General features: G+C 71.2%; 20 protein-coding genes and 1 pseudogene. 8 read left to right on the top strand and 13 right to left on the bottom strand.

Annotated elements, in window-relative coordinates; translation table 11 throughout:
* Positions 1 to 82 precede the first annotated feature (82 nt).
* Positions 83 to 1099 (bottom strand): zinc-binding dehydrogenase, encoded by a 1017-nt coding sequence (locus ACWDZ7_RS27480; protein ID WP_451800752.1) that lies wholly within the window; start codon positions 1097 to 1099, stop codon positions 83 to 85.
* An 88-nt stretch (positions 1100 to 1187) separates the two neighbouring features.
* Positions 1188 to 2417, bottom strand: coding sequence for an NAD(P)-binding protein (locus ACWDZ7_RS27475; protein WP_451800599.1), 1230 nt, complete (start codon positions 2415 to 2417; stop codon positions 1188 to 1190).
* Positions 2418 to 2529: 112 nt separating this feature from the next.
* On the opposite strand from ACWDZ7_RS27475, the gene ACWDZ7_RS27470 reads away from it, so the two are divergent.
* Positions 2530 to 3216 carry a pentapeptide repeat-containing protein gene (locus tag ACWDZ7_RS27470; protein WP_451800598.1) on the top strand — a complete coding sequence of 229 codons (687 nt, stop codon included), beginning with the start codon at positions 2530 to 2532 and terminating at the stop codon, positions 3214 to 3216.
* A 25-nt stretch (positions 3217 to 3241) separates the two neighbouring features.
* Here the strand turns inward: ACWDZ7_RS27470 and ACWDZ7_RS27465 are convergent, their stop codons facing one another.
* A complete protein-coding gene (locus ACWDZ7_RS27465) occupies positions 3242 to 3745 on the bottom strand; it encodes a hypothetical protein (protein WP_451800597.1) in 504 nt (167 codons plus the stop codon).
* 187 nt (positions 3746 to 3932) lie between these two features.
* Here ACWDZ7_RS27465 and ACWDZ7_RS27460 point away from each other — a divergent pair.
* Positions 3933 to 4202: pseudogene (locus ACWDZ7_RS27460) on the top strand (GlcG/HbpS family heme-binding protein); the annotation flags it as partial.
* 147 nt (positions 4203 to 4349) lie between these two features.
* Positions 4350 to 5822: a M1 family metallopeptidase gene (locus ACWDZ7_RS27455; RefSeq protein ID WP_451800595.1), complete on the top strand. Its 1473-nt coding sequence runs from the start codon at positions 4350 to 4352 to the stop codon at positions 5820 to 5822.
* Positions 5823 to 5881: 59 nt separating this feature from the next.
* Here the strand turns inward: ACWDZ7_RS27455 and ACWDZ7_RS27450 are convergent, their stop codons facing one another.
* The 4 genes from ACWDZ7_RS27450 to ACWDZ7_RS27435 form a co-directional block, all read right to left on the bottom strand.
* Positions 5882 to 6391: a GNAT family N-acetyltransferase gene (locus tag ACWDZ7_RS27450; RefSeq protein ID WP_451800594.1), complete on the bottom strand. Its 510-nt coding sequence runs from the start codon at positions 6389 to 6391 to the stop codon at positions 5882 to 5884.
* 111 nt (positions 6392 to 6502) lie between these two features.
* The gene (locus ACWDZ7_RS27445; protein ID WP_451800592.1) at positions 6503 to 7567 is read right to left on the bottom strand and encodes a hypothetical protein; all 1065 of its coding nucleotides are present in this window, start codon (positions 7565 to 7567) and stop codon (positions 6503 to 6505) included.
* Complete coding sequence (locus ACWDZ7_RS27440; protein WP_451800591.1) at positions 7545 to 7925, bottom strand: PadR family transcriptional regulator; 381 nt, start codon at positions 7923 to 7925, stop codon at positions 7545 to 7547. The genes ACWDZ7_RS27445 and ACWDZ7_RS27440 overlap by 23 nt, the downstream gene beginning before the upstream one ends.
* A 46-nt stretch (positions 7926 to 7971) precedes the next feature.
* Positions 7972 to 8478, bottom strand: coding sequence for an ATP-binding protein (locus ACWDZ7_RS27435; RefSeq protein ID WP_451800590.1), 507 nt, complete (start codon positions 8476 to 8478; stop codon positions 7972 to 7974).
* A gap of 219 nt (positions 8479 to 8697) precedes the next feature.
* On the opposite strand from ACWDZ7_RS27435, the gene ACWDZ7_RS27430 reads away from it, so the two are divergent.
* Positions 8698 to 9552, top strand: a complete 855-nt coding sequence (locus tag ACWDZ7_RS27430) for a helix-turn-helix domain-containing protein (RefSeq protein WP_451800589.1) — start codon at positions 8698 to 8700, stop codon at positions 9550 to 9552.
* On the top strand, positions 9549 to 9755 hold the full coding sequence (locus ACWDZ7_RS27425) for a DUF397 domain-containing protein (protein WP_451800588.1): 207 nt from the start codon (positions 9549 to 9551) through the stop codon (positions 9753 to 9755). Before ACWDZ7_RS27430 ends, ACWDZ7_RS27425 begins: the two co-directional genes overlap by 4 nt.
* A 98-nt stretch (positions 9756 to 9853) precedes the next feature.
* Here ACWDZ7_RS27425 and ACWDZ7_RS27420 read toward each other — a convergent pair whose 3' ends face one another.
* Positions 9854 to 10429, bottom strand: a complete 576-nt coding sequence (locus ACWDZ7_RS27420) for a TerD family protein (protein ID WP_392142827.1) — start codon at positions 10427 to 10429, stop codon at positions 9854 to 9856.
* A 211-nt stretch (positions 10430 to 10640) separates the two neighbouring features.
* On the opposite strand from ACWDZ7_RS27420, the gene arfB reads away from it, so the two are divergent.
* Positions 10641 to 11069 carry an alternative ribosome rescue aminoacyl-tRNA hydrolase ArfB gene (gene arfB, locus ACWDZ7_RS27415; protein WP_451800586.1) on the top strand — a complete coding sequence of 143 codons (429 nt, stop codon included), beginning with the start codon at positions 10641 to 10643 and terminating at the stop codon, positions 11067 to 11069.
* Between the two features lie 128 nt (positions 11070 to 11197).
* Here arfB and ACWDZ7_RS27410 read toward each other — a convergent pair whose 3' ends face one another.
* The gene (locus ACWDZ7_RS27410; RefSeq protein WP_451800751.1) at positions 11198 to 11689 is read right to left on the bottom strand and encodes a flavin reductase family protein; all 492 of its coding nucleotides are present in this window, start codon (positions 11687 to 11689) and stop codon (positions 11198 to 11200) included.
* Between the two features lie 476 nt (positions 11690 to 12165).
* On the opposite strand from ACWDZ7_RS27410, the gene cdgB reads away from it, so the two are divergent.
* Together cdgB and ACWDZ7_RS27400 are read left to right on the top strand one after the other, a co-directional pair.
* The gene (gene cdgB, locus ACWDZ7_RS27405; protein WP_451800584.1) at positions 12166 to 13806 is read left to right on the top strand and encodes a diguanylate cyclase CdgB; all 1641 of its coding nucleotides are present in this window, start codon (positions 12166 to 12168) and stop codon (positions 13804 to 13806) included.
* Positions 13807 to 13893: 87 nt separating this feature from the next.
* On the top strand, positions 13894 to 14892 hold the full coding sequence (locus ACWDZ7_RS27400) for a carbohydrate-binding protein (RefSeq protein WP_451800582.1): 999 nt from the start codon (positions 13894 to 13896) through the stop codon (positions 14890 to 14892).
* Between the two features lie 295 nt (positions 14893 to 15187).
* On the opposite strand, the gene ACWDZ7_RS27395 is transcribed toward ACWDZ7_RS27400, so the two are convergent.
* From ACWDZ7_RS27395 to ACWDZ7_RS27380, 4 genes are all read right to left on the bottom strand, one after another.
* The gene (locus tag ACWDZ7_RS27395) at positions 15188 to 16039 is read right to left on the bottom strand and encodes a class II fructose-bisphosphate aldolase (RefSeq protein WP_451800581.1); all 852 of its coding nucleotides are present in this window, start codon (positions 16037 to 16039) and stop codon (positions 15188 to 15190) included.
* 138 nt (positions 16040 to 16177) lie between these two features.
* Positions 16178 to 17113, bottom strand: a complete 936-nt coding sequence (locus tag ACWDZ7_RS27390; protein ID WP_451800750.1) for a 1-phosphofructokinase family hexose kinase — start codon at positions 17111 to 17113, stop codon at positions 16178 to 16180.
* 175 nt (positions 17114 to 17288) lie between these two features.
* Positions 17289 to 18431 carry an N-acetylglucosamine-6-phosphate deacetylase gene (gene nagA / locus ACWDZ7_RS27385; protein WP_451800580.1) on the bottom strand — a complete coding sequence of 381 codons (1143 nt, stop codon included), beginning with the start codon at positions 18429 to 18431 and terminating at the stop codon, positions 17289 to 17291.
* Complete coding sequence (locus ACWDZ7_RS27380) at positions 18431 to 19423, bottom strand: ROK family protein (protein WP_451800578.1); 993 nt, start codon at positions 19421 to 19423, stop codon at positions 18431 to 18433. Before ACWDZ7_RS27380 ends, nagA begins: the two co-directional genes overlap by 1 nt.
* Positions 19424 to 19511 lie beyond the last annotated feature (88 nt).

Below are 19511 nucleotides of genomic sequence, written 5' to 3'. Positions count from 1 at the left end.
ATAACGGACGGTAGTTCCCGGATGCGGTGTGGGCAGCTGAATTTCGGCCCCGGCGGGTGGCGGAAGGGGGAGCGTGGGGGCGTCAGGGAGTGAGGACCACCTTGCCCATCGTGCCGCGGGTCTCCAGCGCGCGGTGCGCCGCCGCCGCCTCCGCCAGGGGGTAGCGCTGCACGGCCGGGGTGAAGTGGCCCGTCGCCGCCTCGGTGAGGGCGGCGAGCTCCAGGGTGCGGACGGGGTTGTCGCCGCCGGCCTTCCGCATCATCGCCGGGCCGAGGACATTGACCTGCGTGATGCCGCGCGCGGCCAGTTCTTCCTCGCTGAACGTCAGCGCCTCGCCGTCGTGCAGCCCCTCGCCGGACCAGCCGAAGACGACGTGCACGCCGCCGGGTCCGAGCAGGCCGACCGCGGCCAGTCCCGCCTCGCCGCCCACACCGTCGAAGACGACGGTCGCGGGGCGGCCGTCGAGTTCCTCCTTCAGATACGTACGTACGTCCTCGGGCCAGGTCGGGTTCTTGTAGTCCACGGCGAGGTCGGCGCCGTTCGCGCGGACGCGGGCCGTCTTCTCGGGGCCGCCCGCCAGGCCGATGACGGTGGCGCCCCTGTGCTTGGCGTACTGCGTGAGGAGCGTGCCGATGCCGCCCGCCGCGGCGGGGATGACGGCCACCGAGTCGGGCGTCAGCTCCGCGAACCGCAGGATTCCCATCGTCGTACGCCCCGTGCCGATGAGGGCGACCGCCTCGGCGAAGTCCAGGCCGTCGGGGAGTTCGTGGAGGCGGGCGGCCTCGGTGACGGTCTGCTCGGCGTAGCCCCCGGGGGCGAAGCCGATGTGGGCGACGACGCGCTTGCCGAGCAGGCCCGGGTCGACGCCGTCGCCCACCTTGTCGACCGTGCCCGCCACTTCGCGGCCCGGGATCGTGGGCAGGGCGGGCAGTTCGGGCAGCGGGCCCCGCATGCCCTCGCGGATCGCGGTGTCCAGGAGGTGCACGCCGGCCGCGGCGACGGTGACGCGGACCTGGCCCGCGGCCGGTTCGGGGACGGCTGTCTCCTCGTATACGAGGTTCTCGGCGGGGCCGAAGCTGTGGAGGCGGATGGCGTGCATGGTGGCACTGGCCTGCATGGTGGGCTCCTTGGGTGGGTCGGGCGGGCCCAGCCGGTCGGGGATGCCGGTGGCTGTGGAGTCCCACCTTTCAACCTGAAGCGGACTTGAGGTCAAGCCCCGCAAGCCTCGACCTGGTCAGTGCCAGCGTCACCGCCTCCACCGCGCTGTTGAACGACACCTCCGACAGCAGGCCCGGTGCCGCGACCTGGTCGCCCGCGAGGTAGACACCGTGGCCGCGGTCGATCGAGGGGCGGTCGCGCCAGGTGGTGCCGGGGTGGTCGAGCGCGCCCGTACGGCCGTTCGCCACCGAGGCGCGGCGCCAGGTCAGGCGCTCCCGCCAGTGGGGGAAGCCGAGGTCGAGCAGGTGCTCGGCGCGGGTGACGCCGACCGCTTTCGTCTCGTCGGGGGACAGGGGGATCTGGGCCTGGACGAGCTGCTCGCCCTCGGGGGCCAGCGTGCGGTCCTGGGCGGTGAAACGCTCGACCCAGCCCGTCCGGTCCAGGTCGGAGACGGCGAAGGCATCGCCCTTGCGGGAGCGGAACGCCACGTCGACGAGTGCGGTGCGGCCGCTCTCCCAGCGCAGGGAATCGTCGCCGAGGAGGCGGCGGGCCGCGTCGAGCGATGTCGCCACGACGATCGGGCCGTTCTGCGGTACGCCGGCGAGGCTGTCGACGCGGGCCAGCGTCTCCACGCGTACGCCCAGGTTCCAGGCGAGCGCCGCCATGCGGTCGATGACCGAGGCCCAGCCGCCGCGCGGGTAGTGCGCCTCCGGAGGCAGCTTCGTCGCGCGGCGCAGGCGCTCCTGGACGAAGCGGGCGGAGAGCGAACCGGGGTCGTGGTGGAACGTGGCCACGGCGACGTAGTGCGCGGCGGCGCGTGCGCCCTCCTCGCCGACCTGGCCGGTGGCCCACGTGGTGAAGTCCTGGTCCACCGGCGCCTGTTCGCTCCTGCGGCGCAGCAGCTTGAGCATGGCGAGGGGCGGCATGCGGTGCAGCGTGCCGTGGTGGTGGAGGCGGAGCCGGGCGCCTTCGAGGGGCGGGAGGGGCGCCAGAGGGCCGATGAGGTCGCGCTGCTTGAGCCAGGTCCAGTGGGGGCCGCCGTTGTAGAGGGCGTGCGGGCCATCGTTCGTCTTGTACGGACCTTCGGCGGTGCGGGCGCGGCCGCCGAGGGTGTGGTGGGACTCGTGCAGGGTGACGCGGGCGCCGGCCTCGGCGGCGGTGATGGCGGCGGTGAGGCCGGCGATGCCGCCGCCGATGATGGTTAGGGGGGTGGGGGTGCGGGTGGGATGTGGGCGTGGGCTGTGGGTGTCGTGGGGCATTTGTCGGGCTCCCTCTGTGGGTGCTTGGGCTGGGGCCTTGTCTCCTCGACGCGTGGGGGCGGGCCGGATGTGACATCGGGGCGTTGTCAGTGGGGGCGGGCACGATGGGGGCATGGTTGAGAAGGCGAAGGCTGTGGGTGTGGTCAAGGCGGCTCGGCGGGCCGAGGTGCGGTTGCCGCCGCTGCGGCCCTTCGAGGGAGGGGAGCTGGAGCCCGACGGGGACTACGACGGGGTGGAGTTCAGCGGCCTCGACCTCGGAGGTCAGGACGGGGGCGGCGCGCTCTTCATGGACTGCGCGATGGTGCGGTGCGGGGTCGGGGAGACCCGGCTGACCCGGGCACGGTTCGTCGACTCCGTGCTCAGCGAGTTGCGGGGGGTGGGGACCGATCTCGCGGAGGCGTCGCTGCGGGATGTGGAGGTCGTCGACGCCCGGCTCGGTGGCGTGCAGTTGCACGGAAGTGTGCTGGAACGGGTCGTGGTGCGGGGCGGGAAGATCGACTACCTGAACCTGCGGAAGGCGCGGCTGCGGGATGTGATCTTCGAGGAGTGCGTGCTGGTGGAGCCGGACTTCGGGCACGCGTCCCTGGAGCGGGTGGAGTTCCGGGACTGTGTGCTGCGGGGCGTCGACTTCAGTGGGGTGCGGATGAAGGACGTCGATCTGCGGGCGGCGGGGCAGCTGGAGATCGCGCGGGGGGTGGGGGCGATGGCCGGGGCGGTCATCAGTCCTGGGCAGTTGATAGAGCTGGCGGGGGGCTTCGCGGCGGAGGTGGGCGTACGGGTGGCTGGCCCCGGGGCCTAGGGCGGGGACGCCGGGGTGGAAGGGGTTAGGGGGAGGTGCGGGGGAAGCGGGACTGGAGGGACCAGAGCGTGGGGTTGTCCGCGAGGGAGTCGTGGAGGTCGGTGAGGTCCGCGATGAGGTCGTGGAGGAAGTCACGGGCCTCGCGCCGCAGCTCCGCGTGGGAGAAGCTCAGCGGCGGCTCCTCGGGATCCATCCAGTCCGCCTCGATGTCCACCCAGCCGAAGCGCCGGGCGAACAGCATCCGGTCCGTCGACTCCGTGAAGTCGAGCTCCGCGTACTGGGGGCGGGATGCCCGGCTGCCGAGCGGATCCTTGTCCAGGCTCTCCACGATGTCGCACAGCGCCCACGCGAAGTCCAGCACGGGTACCCATCCCCAGGCTGTGGACAGTTCCCGGTCGGCCTTGGTGTCCGCCAGATACACGTCCCCGCAGAAGAGGTCGTGCCGGAGCGTGTGGACGTCCGCCCTGCTGTAGTCCAGCTGGGGAGGGTCCGGGAAGCGGCGGGAGAGCGCGTAGCCGATGTCGAGCACGGGGTCGATGGTGTCACGGCCCGAGGGTTCAAACGGGCCCAAGGCCTGTGGCCTGCGGAAACGCATCGCTGCTCGCGTGTTCGAGGTAGTTCTCGGTCAGTTCTGGGCGTGCCGCCCGTTTGCCTCACGACAGCAGACGCTGTTCCTTCGCCACCGCCACCGCGCCCGCCCGCGTGTCGACGCCCAGCGCGGCGACGGCGCGGGCCCGCAGTCGTACGAGTCCGCCGAGAAGAAGGCGTACACCGCCGTCTCCTGGAACGCGCCCACCTCCGAGCTGGCCAAGCGCCTGGAGCAGGCCCCGAACCTGAAGGACATCCCCGGCACGCTGTTCCTCGCGGGCGGCGCCCCGGTGACCGCCAAGGGCGCGCCCGTCGCGGGCATCGGCGTCGCGGGCGCCCCCAGCGGCGACCTGGACGAGAAGTTCGCGAAGGCGGGTGTGGCGGCCCTCAACCGCTGAGGCCCCGGATACCCCGGGCACCCCGGATACCCCGGATACCCCCGACGCGATGAGCGGCCGTTGGGCGAACAATTGCCGCATAAGATCATCCGCGTGCCCCTGCGATCTCCGGCCGCCCGAGCCGCCACCATGACCCGAGCCGCCAGCATGACCGGTACCGGAACCAGTGCTGGTACCGGTACTGGAGCCAGTGCCGCGCCCCGCACCGTCGCCTGTGCCCTCGCCCTCACCCTCCTCGCCACCGTCAGCGCGTGCAGCGGGTCCGGCGTGGACGGCACCCCCGGCGCGGACGGCGTGCGCGACCCGTACTTCCCCAAGCTGGGCAACGGCGGCTACGACGTCACGCACTACGGCCTGAGACTCGGTTACGACCCCGACCCCGAATCCCGCCACCTCACCGGCACCGCCGAGATCACCGCCCGCGCCGACAAGAACCTCAGCTCCTTCAGCCTCGACTTGAAGGGGCTCGACGTCTCGGCCGTCACCGTCGAGGGCAAGGCGGCCCGGTTCCAGCGCGCGGGCCACGAGCTGAAGGTCCGCCCGGCCGACGAACTCGACCGCGGCGAGACGTTCGTGGCGACCGTCCGCTACTCCGGGACCCCGGAGACCATCACCGACGCCGACGGTTCCAAGGAGGGCTGGCTCAAGACGGCGGACGGAGCGCTCGCGCTCGGCCAGCCGACCGGTTCCATGGCGTGGTTCCCGGGCAACCACCACCCGAGCGACAAGGCCTCGTACGACATAGAGGTCACCGTCCCCAAGGGCCTCAAGGCCGTCTCCAACGGCGAGCTGACGCGCGAGTCGACCAAGAACGGCCGCACCACCTTCGCCTGGCACAGCGCCGAACCCATGGCGAGCTATCTGGCGACCGTGGCTGTCGGGAAGTACGAGATGGAGACCTCGGTGACGGACGACGGGCTGCCGATCATCACGGCCGTCGACCCCTCCCAGGTGAAGGCGAGCAAGAAGGTCCTCGCGAAGCTTCCGGACGTCATCGAGTGGGCGGAGCCCAACTTCGGCCCGTACCCCTTCTCGTCGGCCGGCGTCATCGTCGTCCGCGCCGAGGAAGCGGGCTATGCCCTGGAGACCCAGACCCGGCCCGTCTTCCCCATCGACAGCTTCGACACCACGACCCTCGTCCACGAAGTGGCCCACCAGTGGTTCGGCGACTCCGTCACGCCCAAGTCGTGGCGCGACATGTGGCTCAACGAGGGCTTCGCGACGTACGCGGAGTGGCTGTACGAGGAGGACAACGGCGGCGACAGCGCGCAGGAGACGTTCGACGCGCTGTACGAGGGGGACCTCTACGCGGACGAGGAGGACAACGAGGCGATCTGGGACTTCCCGCCCGCCAAGCCGACCGACGCCGCGCACATCTCGGAGCCGCCGGTCTACGAGCGCGGCGCGATGGTCATCCACAAGATCCGTCGGGCGGTCGGCGACGACGCGTTCTACGACATCGTGCAGGGCTGGGCGAAGACGTACCGGCACAAGAACGCGGATACCAGGGACTTCACCGAGTACGTCGAGGAGCACGCGGGCGGCGACGAGGCGCGGAAGAAGGTCAGCCGGATCTGGGGGGACTGGCTGTACGGGGACGGCAAGCCGGACCGCCCCTGAGCCGGGCCGCCCTTGAGCCGGGCCGCCCTTGAGCCGACCGCCCCTCGGAACTTCCTTCCTCACAGCGGCTTGCGCAGCACCGCGCACGGCCGGTGCCGGGCCCGGTCCTCGCGGTGCCCGATGACGAGGTAGCCGAGCGCGGTCCAGAACCGCAGCGCCTTGGGGTTGTTCTCCAGGACCGCGAGGCGCACGGCGTCCCGCCCCGCGTCCCGGAACCGCGCCTCGACGAGGGTCGCCAACTCCCGCCCCACGCCTGTGCGCTGGACCTCCGGGGCCACCATGAGCAGCCCGATCCATGGGTCGGGATCGGTGGGGTCGGGGTGGCGGGCGAGAGTGACGGCGACCCCGACGAGCCGCCCCTCGGAGCGGGCGAGCAGCACCTCCGCGTCGGGGTGGGCGAGCTCGTCCGCGAGGGCCTTGGCGACCTGCTCGACGCGGATGTCGTCCGGATCGGGGAAGTCCCCGCTGAGCGCGGAGAACTCACGGTTGGCCGCGTACAGCGCGGTCACCTCGGTGAGGAGGTGACCGGGCAGAGCGCCGTCGACGGCGACGAGCGGTTCGAGGATCATGCGGGGCAGGTTAGCGGGGCGGGGCAGGGCCTGCGGGGTGGGCCGGTAAGGCGGGTCAACGCGTCAACGCGTCAACGGGTCAACGGGTCAACGGGACGACGGGACGACGGGTCAACGGGACGACGGGTCCGTCCCGGCCGACGCCCGTGCCTGGCGCCACTCGCTGATCGCGCTCCAGGCCCAGCAACCGGCCGCGCCCACGTAGCAGGCGACCCAGCCCGAGAAGTGGCCCCGCGTGTCGAGCGCCTCGTCCACGGCCAGCACGGCGAACAGCATGGCCATCGCGGCGGCGCGGTACAGCTTGTGCCGTGCGAGGCGCTGCCGCTTGCGGGGCCCTTCGGCGAGCCGCATGGCGTAGACCTCGACGTCACCGAAGGCGTCCTCGGCGTGCTCGCGGCCGGCCCCGGCGAGATGCTGCCGCGCCTCCCGGACGTGGCCGCGCGCCTCAGCGGCCGTCATGGCGTGCCGGCCCCGCAGCAGCCCTTCGAGCCGCGTCAGCCACTGCTCGTCGCCACCGTGCGGCCGGGGTGTGAACCACCGGTCGAGAGTCGCGTCGGGGAACGCGTAGGCGCCGACGGTCCAGGCGGCGCACGCGGCCATGAGCACCGGCACGGGCACGCTGAACAGCCGCTCCCCGGGCGCGGTGGCGGCGACGGCCCCCCCGCCCGCGACGGCGCAGACGGCCCCCGCGAGGAACCCCCACATGCCCCATATGCCCCGGATCCGTCCGGCGCCGCGAGCGACGAAGGCGAGGGTGCCGAGCAAGGCGACGACCACGACCGTCACGCATCCGGCGAGCGAGGCCCAGCTCCACTCCGCCCACAACCCGTCCTCGATCCAGTCCAGGACGCAGAGGACGAACCCGATGAACCCGAGCGTCGCGAGCGAGGCGGAGACGCGCTCTCCGGGGGTCATGCCGTGCGCGTCGACCTTGGCCCGATGTTCCTCGCTGATGCGCTCGGCGGCGACGGTACGCGCGTACGCGTCCGGGTCACCGAGGACTTCGAGCGCGGGCAGCCCGGCTTCGTCCACGACCTGGTGGGCCTCGGCCAGCGCCTCGTCGGCGAGCCCGGCGGGCGCGTCATGATCGAGTACGAGCCGTACGTGCACGGAGTCGGCCCACTCCTGGTCCTCCTCGCGCACCCAGACCAGCTCAGGTGTCCGTGTCGTGCCCAATGTCTTCCCCCTTGCCTTCACCCTTGCCGATGAGACCGATGAGAGAGGCGACGATCCGGGTGAATTCCCCCCACGCGGCCTGGTCACGCCGCAGCCTCGCCCGTCCCTCCTCGGTGATCCGGTAGTACTTCCGCCCGGGCCCGCCCTCCCCGGCACCCCACTCGACGGCGACGGCGCCTTCCTCTTCGAGGCGCGTGAGGGCGGGGTAGAGCGTCGCGGCCTTGACCCCACCGAGCCCGGCATCACCGAGCCGGCTGAGCAGGGCGTACCCGTAACTCTTCTCCTCACCGTCGAGGACCCCGAGCAGACAGAGGGGCAGCGCGGCGCGGGCCCAGGCGGTGGACTGATCAGCGGCCACGGTTCCCTCTCCGGCCTTCTTAGGTCTGTCCGGTCTGCCGGACTATTCAAGAACTCAGAATAGTCGCTGAACTGCACATCACGACCTCGGGGCGCTCGTGGCCGTGGGGATCCTCGGGATCCTCGGGTTCCTGCCGCTGCCGCAGCTCGAACCACACGTTCTTCCCGCCGGGTTTGAGGCAGGGGGGACCCAACGGGGCGGTGCCCCAGTCGTGGGCGAGGGCCTGCACGAGAAAAAGCCCCCGCCCGTGCTCGCGGTCGTCGCGCGACACGTCGAGTGCGGCGAGCGGTTCGGTGGGGCAGTCGTCGTACACGGAGACGCGCACGCCGCCTCCGGCCATGACGACGGCCTCCATGCCGATGGTCGGTGACTTGGTGTGCATGACGGCGTTGGTGACGACTTCGGAGACGAGGGTGCGGGCGGTATCGGCGAGTTCGGGCCTCCCGGCGAGGGTCAGGAGGAGGGTGACGGTATCTCGGCAGATCTTGGGGGAGAGGGGGGTGCTGGGGGTAGTGAGGTGGTACGTCTGGGCGGTGTTCGGTGGGGCGTCCATGCATTCAACTCCCGGCTCACTGGATGGGTTGAACCGCGTGCGACCGTGGCTCGGCCACCTGGGGGTGGCTGCTCTGCGGGATCACTGGCGTGCGGCGCGATGACGATTTGAAGCTAGGGGCATACTTGCCCCGGAGCAAGCTTGTCGGCGAGATTTACCCGAGTGAGTGGACCCGTTTCTCAAGACGCGGCAGACTCGGACACTGAAAGGGAAGGGACCATGCCACCGAGAGACAACCCCACGGCTCGACAGGCTCGACTCGGAGCAGAGCTGCGGAAGTTGAGGGAGCTAGCAGGCAAGACGGCTCGGGAGGCCGCCGGGCTGCTGTCGACGGACCAGGCAAAGATCAGCAACATCGAGGCCGGCCGCATCGGCGTCAGCGAGGAGCGAATCCGACGACTCGCGGTCTTCTACTCATGCGACGAAGCGGAGCTGATCGAAGCGCTGTGCGCCATTGCGCGAGAGTCGCGGGGGCAGGGTTGGTGGGACGAGTACCGAGGCGTTCTTGCTCCCGGGTTCCTGGACATGGCAGAGCTTGAGCACCACGCCACGTATCTTCGCGCCCTACAGTCGATGACGCTCCCTGGCATTTTCCAGACGGAGGACTACGCGCGCACCATCTATGGCGGGCACATCCCCTTGCTCCCGGCGGAGGAGGTGGACCTCCGGGTGGAGTTCAGGCTGAAGCGCCGACGCATCTTCGACCGTGACGTCGCGCCCTCGTTCAGAGTGGTCATCCATGAAGCGGCGCTGCGTATGCGAGCCGGTGGACGCAAGGTCGTACAGGGGCAGTTGGACTACCTGCTGAGAGTCTCCGAATGGCCGACTGTCACCCTGCGGGTCATCCCCTTCGCCTGCGAGGAGTTCGTCGAGGCCACTCAGCCGGTCTTCTACGCCGGGGGAGTCGTCCCTCAACTGGACACTGTCCAGGTGGACACAGCCGTGGGAGGCGTTCACCTCGGCGTCGGTGCACAACTGAAGAAGTACGGAACTCTGCTCGACATCGCAGAGCGCGCTGCACTCGATGCCGAGGAGTCCAGGAAGTTCATCCACCGCATCGCGAGAGAAGTATGAGAGCCCGCACCATGTCTGTTCAGTGGCAGAAGTCGTCCTTCTCCGGCGCTGGAGGAGAGAACTGCGTCGAGCTGGCCCCACAGGAGGACCGCGTACTCATCCGCGAGAGCGACGCCCCCGGCGACATACTCACTGTCAGCCCCGCAGGCCTCGCGGCGCTGATACGTGGCCTACGGAACGCCTCCGGTCGGGCTCCCCGCTAGGGAGTGCGCGTAGACGCCGGAAGGCCCCGGCAGCATCGCCGCCGGGGCCCTCGTCGGTGTCGGATGAGCTGGGCTCAGCCGGGCATGTCCGTCACAGCTCAGACGTTGACGCCGAAGTCCTGGGCGATGCCGACCAGACCCGAGGCGTAGCCCTGGCCCACCGCGCGGAACTTCCACTCCGCGCCGTTGCGGTACAGCTCGCCGAAGACCATGGCGGTCTCGGTGGCGGCGTCCTCGGAGAGGTCGTAGCGCGCGAGCTCCGTGCCACCCGCCTGGTTGATGATGCGGATGAACGCGTTGCGGACCTGGCCGAAGTTCTGCGAGCGGTTCTCGGCGTCGTAGATCGAGACCGGGAAGACGATCTTCTCGATGTCGGCCGGCAGGCCCGCCAGGTTGACGTTGATCTGCTCGTCGTCGCCCTCGCCCTGGCCCGTGACGTTGTCACCGGTGTGGACGATGGTCTGGTCCGGCGTCGCCTTGTTGTTGAAGAAGACGAAGTGCTGGTCGGAGAAGACCTTGCCCTGCGTGTTCACCGCGATGGCGGAGGCGTCCAGGTCGAAGTCGGTGCCGGTGGTGGTGCGGACGTCCCAGCCGAGCCCCACGGTGACGGCGGTCAGGCCCGGAGCCTCCTTGGTGAGCGAGACGTTGCCACCCTTGGACAGGCTTACTGCCATTGTTGGGAGTCCCTTCCCTCGTTACGACGCACCGCGCCTAAGCCAGTGCGTACGGGCTTCGTACTGGGGACGAAGCTACCTTCACTGGTACCAACGCCGACCGGGGTCCCCAAGGTTCCGCATCGCTTTACTTTCTTTACGCAACCGAACTCTGTTGGCCGCTCCCGAAAAGAGCGTGACGTGAGCCCGACAGACGCGCGACCATGGGGACATGTCCGGTCCCCATGTCATCCGCGGCTCCGTCTCCCTGCCCGAGGCCGAGCTCATGTGGCGTTTCTCGCGGTCGTCCGGGCCGGGCGGTCAGCACGTCAACACCAGCGACTCCCAGGTCGAGCTGCGGTTCGACCTCGCGAACACCGACGCGCTGCCCGAGGTGTGGAAGCGGCGGGCCCTGGAGCGGCTCGCGTCCCGGCTCGTCGACGGCGTCATCAGCGTACGAGCGAGTGAGCACCGCTCCCAGTGGCGCAACAGGGAGATGGCCGCCACCCGGCTCGCGTCCCTGCTCGCCGAGGCCACCGCCCCGCCGCCCAAGCCGCGCCGCGCCACCAAGATCCCGCGCGGGATCAACGAACGCAGGCTGCGGAACAAGAAACAGCGCAGTGAGACCAAGCGCGGCCGCTCGGGACAGGGCTGGGGCTAGCGGGCGACCCCGGCGGGCTCAGCCCAGCGGCCGACCCGGGCGGGCTCAGTTCAGCGGTCGGCCCCGGCGGGTTCAGCCCAGCGGCCGCCCCCGGGCGGGCTCAGCCCAGCGGTCCACCCCGGCAGCGCTCAGCCCAGCTGTCGGTACCGGCCCCGGAAGTACATCAGCGGCCCCCCGTCCGCGCTCGGCAGCGACGCCGTGAGGACGCGGCCGATCACCAGCGTGTGGTCGCCCGCCGTCACCGTCTTCTCCGTGCTGCACTCCAGCGTCGACAGCGCGCCGCCGATCAGCGGAGCGCCGGACTCCGTGCCGCGCGCGTAGGGAATGTCCTCGAAGAGCAGCCGGTCGCTGATGCGCCCCTTCATCGCGAAGCGGCCCGCGATGTGGCGCTGGCTCTCGGAGAGCACCGAGACCGCCCACTTCGGCTGCTCGGCGAGCAGGTCGTCCATCCGGGAGCCCTCGCGCAGGCTCACCATGACCAGGGGCGGGTCCAGCGAGACGGAGACGAAGGCCGTGGCCGTCATGCCCACGTCCTCGCCCGCCGGGGCGCTGGGATCGTCGGGGTCCAGGGACGGCTCGCGCGCCGTCACCAGGACCACGCCCGCCGCCAGCCGGGACATCGCCGCGCGGAACTCGTCGTTGCTCACCCCATCAGCATGCCCATCCGAAGAGGGGAGGCCGGGGGAAGGCGGGGCCGGGAGAGTCTTCAGTACGTGAGCCACGGTGTCGACGCTAGCCCGGACGCCCGCCGCGCCACATCGGGCCCTGGGCCGAGACCGGTCCTAGGACCGGCGGCGGATGGCGCCGATGCGGTCCCTTCGTCGACGCGGCCGTTGGCCGTTGGTAAAGAACCCCGCAAGGTGGCACGCGGTGCCCCGAAGTGCGGTGGACTAGGCCAAGGGACTGGACCAACGCCGGTGCCCCACCTGTGACTTGAGTCACAGGACCCATATTTTGTTGACCCTGTGTACCGAGTGGGCAGCTCGCTGTGATTCAGTGACGGTGGCAATAAGACACTGAGGGCACAAGGGCACAGAAATCACTGCGGGCGCCGCGCAATCCTGGAGTTGCTGTCGAGGTCTCGGGGAGAACGAGCATGGAGACCGAGTCGGAGCCGTACGTCCGTCTTGCGACCCTGCGGCAGCTGCACCAGGTGGTGGCGGAGCTGAACACGGCCCGGAGCCTGGCGGACACGCTGCAGACCGTCGCCGACGGCGTCGTCAACGGCCTTGGCTATGAGCTGGCCTGCGTCAATCTCGTACGCCCCGACGGCGACCTCGTCGTCGCCGCCTTCGCCGGCAACCCCTCCGCCGAAGCCCTCATCACCGGCCGCGTCGGCTCCCGCGACGCCTGGGACCGCCGCCTCGCCATGGGCGAGTCGTGGGGCGCCCTGCGCTTCATCTCGTACACCGAGGGCTGGGTCCTCGACGACGACGACGTCCCGCAGTGGTACACCGAAGGACCCGAGCCCCGCTTCGAGGACGAGTGGCACCCGGCCGACCGCCTCTTCGCCCCCATGTACGCGACCGGGGCCGCCGGCGGCGAGCTGCTCGGCGTGATCTCCGTGGACCGGCCCCGCAACGGCCGCAGGCCCGGCGCCTGGGGCCGCGAGGCCCTCCAGATGTACGCCTTCCAGGCCGCCATCGCGATCAGCAACGCACGGCTGCGGGCCAATATGCAGCGCGCCCTGGTCCGCCTGGAGCGCGAGCAGCAGGCGCTGCGGGCCAGTGAGGAATCCTTCCGGCAGGCCTTCGAGTACGCGCCCTCCGGCATGGCCATCGCCGAGATGGGCGGCGACCAGCACGGCCGCATCCTGCGTACGAACGACGCGCTCTGCCGCCTCCTGGGGCGCCCCGCCTCCGCCATGCGGCGCTACTCCTTCTCCGACCTCGTCCACCCCGAGGACATCGGCACGCTCCTGCGCACCTCCGCCGAGGGCGGCCGCGCCGAGCTGCGCCTCGCCCGCCGCGACGGGACGTACGTATGGGTGTCGCTGCGCAACTCCGTCGTGGCGGACGCCGCCGACGGTCCCCGCTTCCTGCTCACGCACGTCGAGGACATCGAGGAGCGCAAGCGCCGCGAGCTCCAGCTCGCCCACCGCGCGTCGCACGACTCCCTCACCGGACTGCCGAACTCCGCCGAGCTGCGGGCCCGGCTCAGCTCCCGTCTCTGTCGCAGGCCGCACGCGGGCCGGCCCAGCGCCGTCGACTCCCTCGACGCCGCCTACGAACACGGCTTCGACTTCGGGAACGCCTCGCACCAGCAGCAGGACGAGGGCTTCGACCCCCACGTCCACACCGTCGCGCCCCAGGGCAGGGAAGGGGACGTGGACGACGGCACCAAGGGCCTCGCGGTCCTCTTCTGCGACCTCGACGGCTTCAAGTCGATCAACGACCGCTTCGGGCACCACACCGGCGATGCCGTCCTCATCGAGGTCGCCAGGCGCCTCACCAGCGGTGTTCGCGACGGGGACACGGTGGCGCGGCTCGGCGGCGACGAGTTCGTCGTCCTCGCCGACGGCCTCGGCCGCGCCGACGCCCAGGACCTCGCGGTCCGGCTGCGGAACGCGATCATCCCGCCGATCCGCGTCGACGGCAGGGCCGTGCGCGTAGGGGCCAGTTTCGGCATCGGCTGGGCGCACTGCGGGATGTCGGCCGACGAAGTGTTGCACTCCGCCGACCAGCGGATGTACGTGGAGAAACGCTCACGTGCCAAGCAGCAGCGGCGGGCCGGCTGACGGTCTCGATGAGGTCAACGCCACCCTTTGGGCCCAGTCGGACCGGGTAGGCTCCCGGCGTCAGCGATGTGAGGGAGTGACCTGGGAATGACGCCCGGCAATAACGGCGAGAACACGCCGAGCGCGCCGCAGGGCGACGACGATCCGTTCGGCTATCTGTACGAGGACGGACAGGCGGCCGGAGCGACCCCGCCCAGCGGTGGCGGCGGCTATGGGTACCCGGGTCCCCGGTCCTACAACCAGGTGAGAGCGGTCGGCGACCGGCGCCCCTCGTACGGACAGGCCCAGGCCACCCAGCAGTACGGTCAGCAGGTCCCGCAGCAGCAGGCCCCGCAGGGCCAGCAGCCCTACGGCCGACCGAACGCGCACTACACCGCGCCCGAGGCACAGCCCGGCGGCGCGCCCGTCGCGTCACCGCAGTACGCGCCCGGGGGCGTGGGCGGTGGCGGTGGCCGGGGCAGGGGCCCCAACACCAAGGGGCTGCTGATCGCCGCGATCGCCGTGGTGGCCGTCGTCGCCGTCGGCATCGGCGCCGCCATGCTGTTCGGCCGCGACGACGACAAGGGCGGGGAGAAGGAAGCGGGCGCCGAGCCGACGCGGGCCGAGTCGGTCAAGCCGAGCGAGAAGCCGACGAAGAAGCCGGAGAAGAAGACCGAGCTGCCCCAGACCGACGCGAAGGCCCTGAAGCTGGAGGGCGGCACGACCACGGCGTCCGACGTCGCCGGCGCCAAGGCCGCCGGCGGGGTCTACGTGGCGGGCTTCGACAAGGTCGGCGCCCAGGTGACGTGGACCGTCAACGGCATTCCGAAGGACGGCGCCTACACGCTCTTCGTGGGCTATGGAGTGCCTGGTAAGCCTGCCAAGGCAACGCTCACGGTCAACGGCAAGCCGGAGGCACGCAAGCTCAACATGGACAACTTCGCCCATGCCGAGGACGGTGCCTGGGACAAGGGGTGGACGCAGACCTACGTGTACGTCCAATTGGCCAAAGGCACCAACACGCTCACGGTCTCTTGCCAGCAGGGTGACCAGTGCGGCGCCAATCTGGACCAGTTCTGGTTGAAGGCTGGTCATGCGAAGGGTTGACCGCGAAGAGTCCCATGCAAGGCGCTCGACCGACGCTCGGTCGAGCGCCTTGCATGGGGCAACGCGGGTTGCTGCGCGTCGGGCTGCTACCCGCTCTCTTCGGCTGGACCAAGGAGGGTGTTTCAGCCCCAAACGGCAACGCTGTTGACCACAGCTTGCGGACGGACTGAGGTCCGCCGAAGCCCTGCTTTGCCCACATGCAGACCTTGGCCTTTGCGCATGCTGCGGCGGAAGCCGGTGACACGCTGAACACAGTCAGCTTTTGATCTTGCTAAGTTACTTGCTGGTCAGCAAATTATTCAAACAAGATCTGCTGAAAGTGCGTCACTGTCTCTGCCATCGCCTCCCGGGCGGGGACCAGGTACTTGCGCGGATCGACGCCCTTGGGGGCGCCCGCCAGGTACTCGCGCACGGCCGTAGTGAACGCCGTGTTGAGCGCCGTGCCGACATTGATCTTCACCATGCCGGAGGCGATCGCCCGGCGGATCTCCGTGTCCGGTACGCCACTTGAGCCGTGCAGGACCAGGGGCGCGGGGACGGCCGCCGCCAGTGACGCGATCAACTCGTGGTCCAGGGCTGCCGTGCGCTCCGTCATCGCGTGCGAGGAGCCGACGGCCACCGCGAGCGCGTCCACGCCCGTGTCGGCGACGTACGTGGCCGCCTCCACCGGGTCCGTGCGCACGCCCGGCGCGTGCGCGTCCAGCGGCGGCTCGCCCTCCTTGCCGCCGACCTCGCCCAGCTCGGCCTCGATCCAGATGCCGCGCTCGCGGCCCCAACGCACCGCGTCCGCCGTCGCCTTCACGTTCTCGCCGTACGGCAGCTTCGACGCGTCGAACATGACGGAGCTGAAGCCCTCCGGGTGGGCGGACCGCAGCAGTTCCACGTCCGTCACATGGTCCAGGTGGAGGGAGAGCCGGGCCGACGAGGCGCGGGCCACCGCCGCCGTCGCCGCCGCTATGGCACCCAGGTGGCCGCCGTGGAACTTCACCGCGTTCTCGGAGACCTGGAGGATCGCCGCGGTCCCGGCACGCTCGGCGCCCAGCGCGATCGCCTCGGCGTGCTCCAGCGTGATGACGTTGAACGCGGCGACGCCGTGACCCGCGGCGCGGGCCTCCGCGACGAGTTCGCCGGTGCTGACGAGTGGCACGTGCTCCCCAATTCCCGGGGCGCTGCGCCCCGTTGTGCGGTGCGGGTACGGCTCTTCGTGGGTGGTGCGTGGCGGTGCGTGCGTCGGTTGTGCGTGGCGGTGTGTCGTGGGTGGTGAGTGGTGGGTGGGCTGTGTCTGTTACGCCGCGGTGGTACGGGCGGTCACCGTGACTCGCGCCAGCAGGTCTTCGTACGTCGGCGGGTCGAACTCGCCCGCCACCGGTGCCGCCACGGTCGCCGCCGACAGGGCGACGGCGCGCGCGAGCCGCTCCGGCCACGGCAGGCCTTCGGCGAGCCCGGAGAGCAGCCCCGCGACCGCCGAGTCGCCCGCGCCCGTCGGGTTGCCGCGCACCAGCGCGGGCGGCCGCGACTGCCAGCAGCCGTCCGGCGTGAGGGCGAGGAGGCCGTCGGCGCCGAGCGAGGCGACCACGGCGTGCGCGCCCCTGCGGCGGACGTCACGGGTGGCCCGCTCGGGTTCGTGGGAGCCGGTCAGCTCGGCGAGTTCGTCGGTGTTGGGCTTGACGACGTCGGGGCGGGCGGCGACGCCGCGACGCAGCGGCTCCCCGCTGGTGTCGAGCAGCACCGGTACGCGGGCGGTGCGCGCGGAACGTATCAGGAGAGCGTACGCGCCGACGGGCACGCCGGGCGGCAGGCTGCCGCAGAGCGCGACCGCCGTCGTACCGGGAGCGCGCAGCAACTCCTCGTACGTCTCCAGGAAAGCGGCCCACTCGGCGGGTGCGACGTTCGGGCCCGGCTCGTTGAGCTGGGTGGTGTCGCCGCTCGCCGCGTCGACCACGGCGAGGGTGCGGCGGGTGGCGCCCGCGACCGGGGCGAGCGCGTCCGTGAGGCGGGGCTCGGCGGCCAGGCGCTCGCGCAGGGCGCGTCCCGTGTCGCCGCCCGCGAAACCGGTGACGGTCACGTCGTGGCCGAGGGCCGCGAGGACACGGGCGACGTTCACGCCCTTGCCGCCGGGGCGTTCGGTCACCTCGGTGACGCGGTGCGAGGTGTGCGGGGTGAGGGCGGGGACGCGGTAGGTGAGGTCGAGGGCGGTGTTCAGCGTGACGGTGAGGATCACCTTTGCCACCCCCGAAGTGCCTGTACGGCTGTTGCCGGTGCCGGTGCCGGTGCCGGTGCCTGTCCGGCTGTCGCCCTGCTTCCGGTTCTGATCATGCCAAACAGAAGGCGGTTGGCCCAGGGGTGAGGGCCAACCGCCTTCCGCCACTTGCCCAGTGGGTCCGAGCGGGCTCGGTCTAAGCGGGCTCGACCACCCATGCGCCCTTGCGCATCACACCCTTGACGTCGAAGTCCGCGTCCAGGACGACCAGGTCCGCGTCCTTGCCGGGCTCCAGGGAGCCCACCCGGTCGTACATCCCCAGGAGCTTGGCAGGGTTGGCCGACAGGGCGCGGACGGTGGCTTCGACGGACAGCTTGTCGACGGTCACCGAGCGCTTGAAGGCGCGGTCCAGGGTCAGCGTCGAACCCGCGATCGAGCCGCCCTCGACGAGCCGCGCCACGCTGTCCTTCACCTCGACCTCCAGCGGGCCGAGCATGTACCGGCCGTCGCCGAAGCCCGCCGCGTCCATCGCGTCGGTGATGAAGGCGACGCGGTCCGCGCCCGCGCGGTGGAAGGCAAGCTCCAGGGCGGCCGGGTGCAGATGCGTGCCGTCGTTGATCAGCTCGACGGTGACCCGCTCGTCCTCAAGGAGGGCGGCGATCGGGCCGGGCGCGCGGTGGCCGAGGCCCGGCATCGCGTTGAAGAGGTGCGTGGCGACGGTGGCGCCGGCGTCGATGGCCTCGACCGTCTGCTCGTACGTCGCGTCCGTGTGGCCGATGGCCGCGATGACGCCGTGCTCGGCGAGGAGGCGCACCGAGTCGATGCCGCCCGGCAGTTCGGTGGCGAGGGTGAGCATCTTGGCGTGGCCGCGGGCCGCGTCGATCAGCTTGCGGACGTCCGCCGGGTCGGGGTCGCGCAGGAGCGCCTCGCTGTGGGCTCCCTTGCGGCAGGGCGAGATGAAGGGGCCCTCGAAGTGGATACCGGCGATGTCGCCCTGCTCGGCCAGCTCACTGAGCAGTCCGGCGCGCTGGGCGAGGAAGTCCATTTCGCCGGTCACGGTGGAGGCGACGAGGGTGGTGGTGCCGTGCAGGCGGTGCGTGTGGACGCCCTTGAGTACGTCGTCGACGGTGCCGGAGGTGAAGGAGGCGCCGCCGCCGCCGTGGTTGTGGAGGTCGACGAAGCCGGGGACCACCCAGTGGCCGGTGAGGTCGACGGTCTCGGCGTCCCCGGGAGTGGGACTCCCGGCGATGCGCGCGCCGTCGACGGTCACGCGGCCGTTGGTGACGGTCCCGGTGGGCAGTACCACCTGGGCACCGGCGAGAACCTTGCTAGTGGCCATCAGGCGGTTTCCTCCGTGGGGTCGGGCGTGGGGCCGGTCTTTGGGTCGGACTTGGGGTCGGGCGTGGGCTTCTCGTTGAGCAGGTCCCAGGCGAGCAGGCCCGCGCCCAGGCACCCGGCGGTGTCGCCGAGGGCCGCGGGGACGATCTCCGGCAGCGTCTGGAACTGGACGACGCGTGCAGCGACGGCGGCCCGCAGCGGCGTGAACAAGGTTTCCCCGGCCTCGGCCAGACCGCCACCGATGATCAGCGTGTGCGGGTCCAGCAGGGTGAGGGCGGTGAGCAGGCCGTCGGCGAGGGCGTCGATGGCGTTCCGCCAGACTTCCTCGGCGCGGGGGTCACCGGACTCCACGGCCTTCGCGCAGTCCGCGGCGTCCGCCTCCGGGTCGCCGCTCGCCTCGGCCCAGGCCCTGCTGACCGCCGCCGCGGACGCCAGGCGCTCCAGGCAGCCGCGCTGGCCGCAGCCGCAGGGCGGGCCGCCGGGGCGTACGACGATGTGGCCGATCTCGCCGGCCGAGCCGTGGGCGCCGGGCTCGATGGCCCCGCCGATCCCGATGGCCCCGGCGATCCCCGTCCCCAGCGGTACGAAGAGGAACCGGTCGGCGCCCTTGCCCGCCCCGATGCGGCCCTCCGCGAGGCCGCCCGTGCGGACGTCGTGGCCCAGCGCCACGGGGGCGCCTCCCAGGCGGGCGCTGAGGAGGTCCCTCAGGGGTACGTCGTGCCAACCGAGGTTGGCCGCGTACACGGCGATGCCGCCGGCGGCGTCGACGATGCCGGGCACCGCCACGCCCGCCGCGGCCGCGGGTTCGCCGAAGTGGGCGATGCCGTGTGCGCGGAGGTCCTCGGCGAAGCCGAGGATGCCTTCGACCACGGCGTCGGCGCCGCGTTCGCGCCCGGTCGGGCGGCGCGCCTCGTGCAGCAGGGTGCCGTCCGCCCCTATCAGGGCGGCCTTCATTCCGGTGCCGCCCACATCGAGGGCGATGACGTGTCTCACGCAGACAGTCTCGCGCGTCACCCTACGAAAGGTCTAGTCCACTTCGCTGTCCAGTGCCGGGGATCCCCTCTTCGGGCCCCCGGGGGGT

The sequence above is a fragment of the Streptomyces sp. NPDC003032 genome, assembly GCF_053591415.1.
The sequence above is the reverse complement of the archived record's forward strand: the minus strand, read 5'-3'. Positions and strand labels throughout refer to the sequence as shown.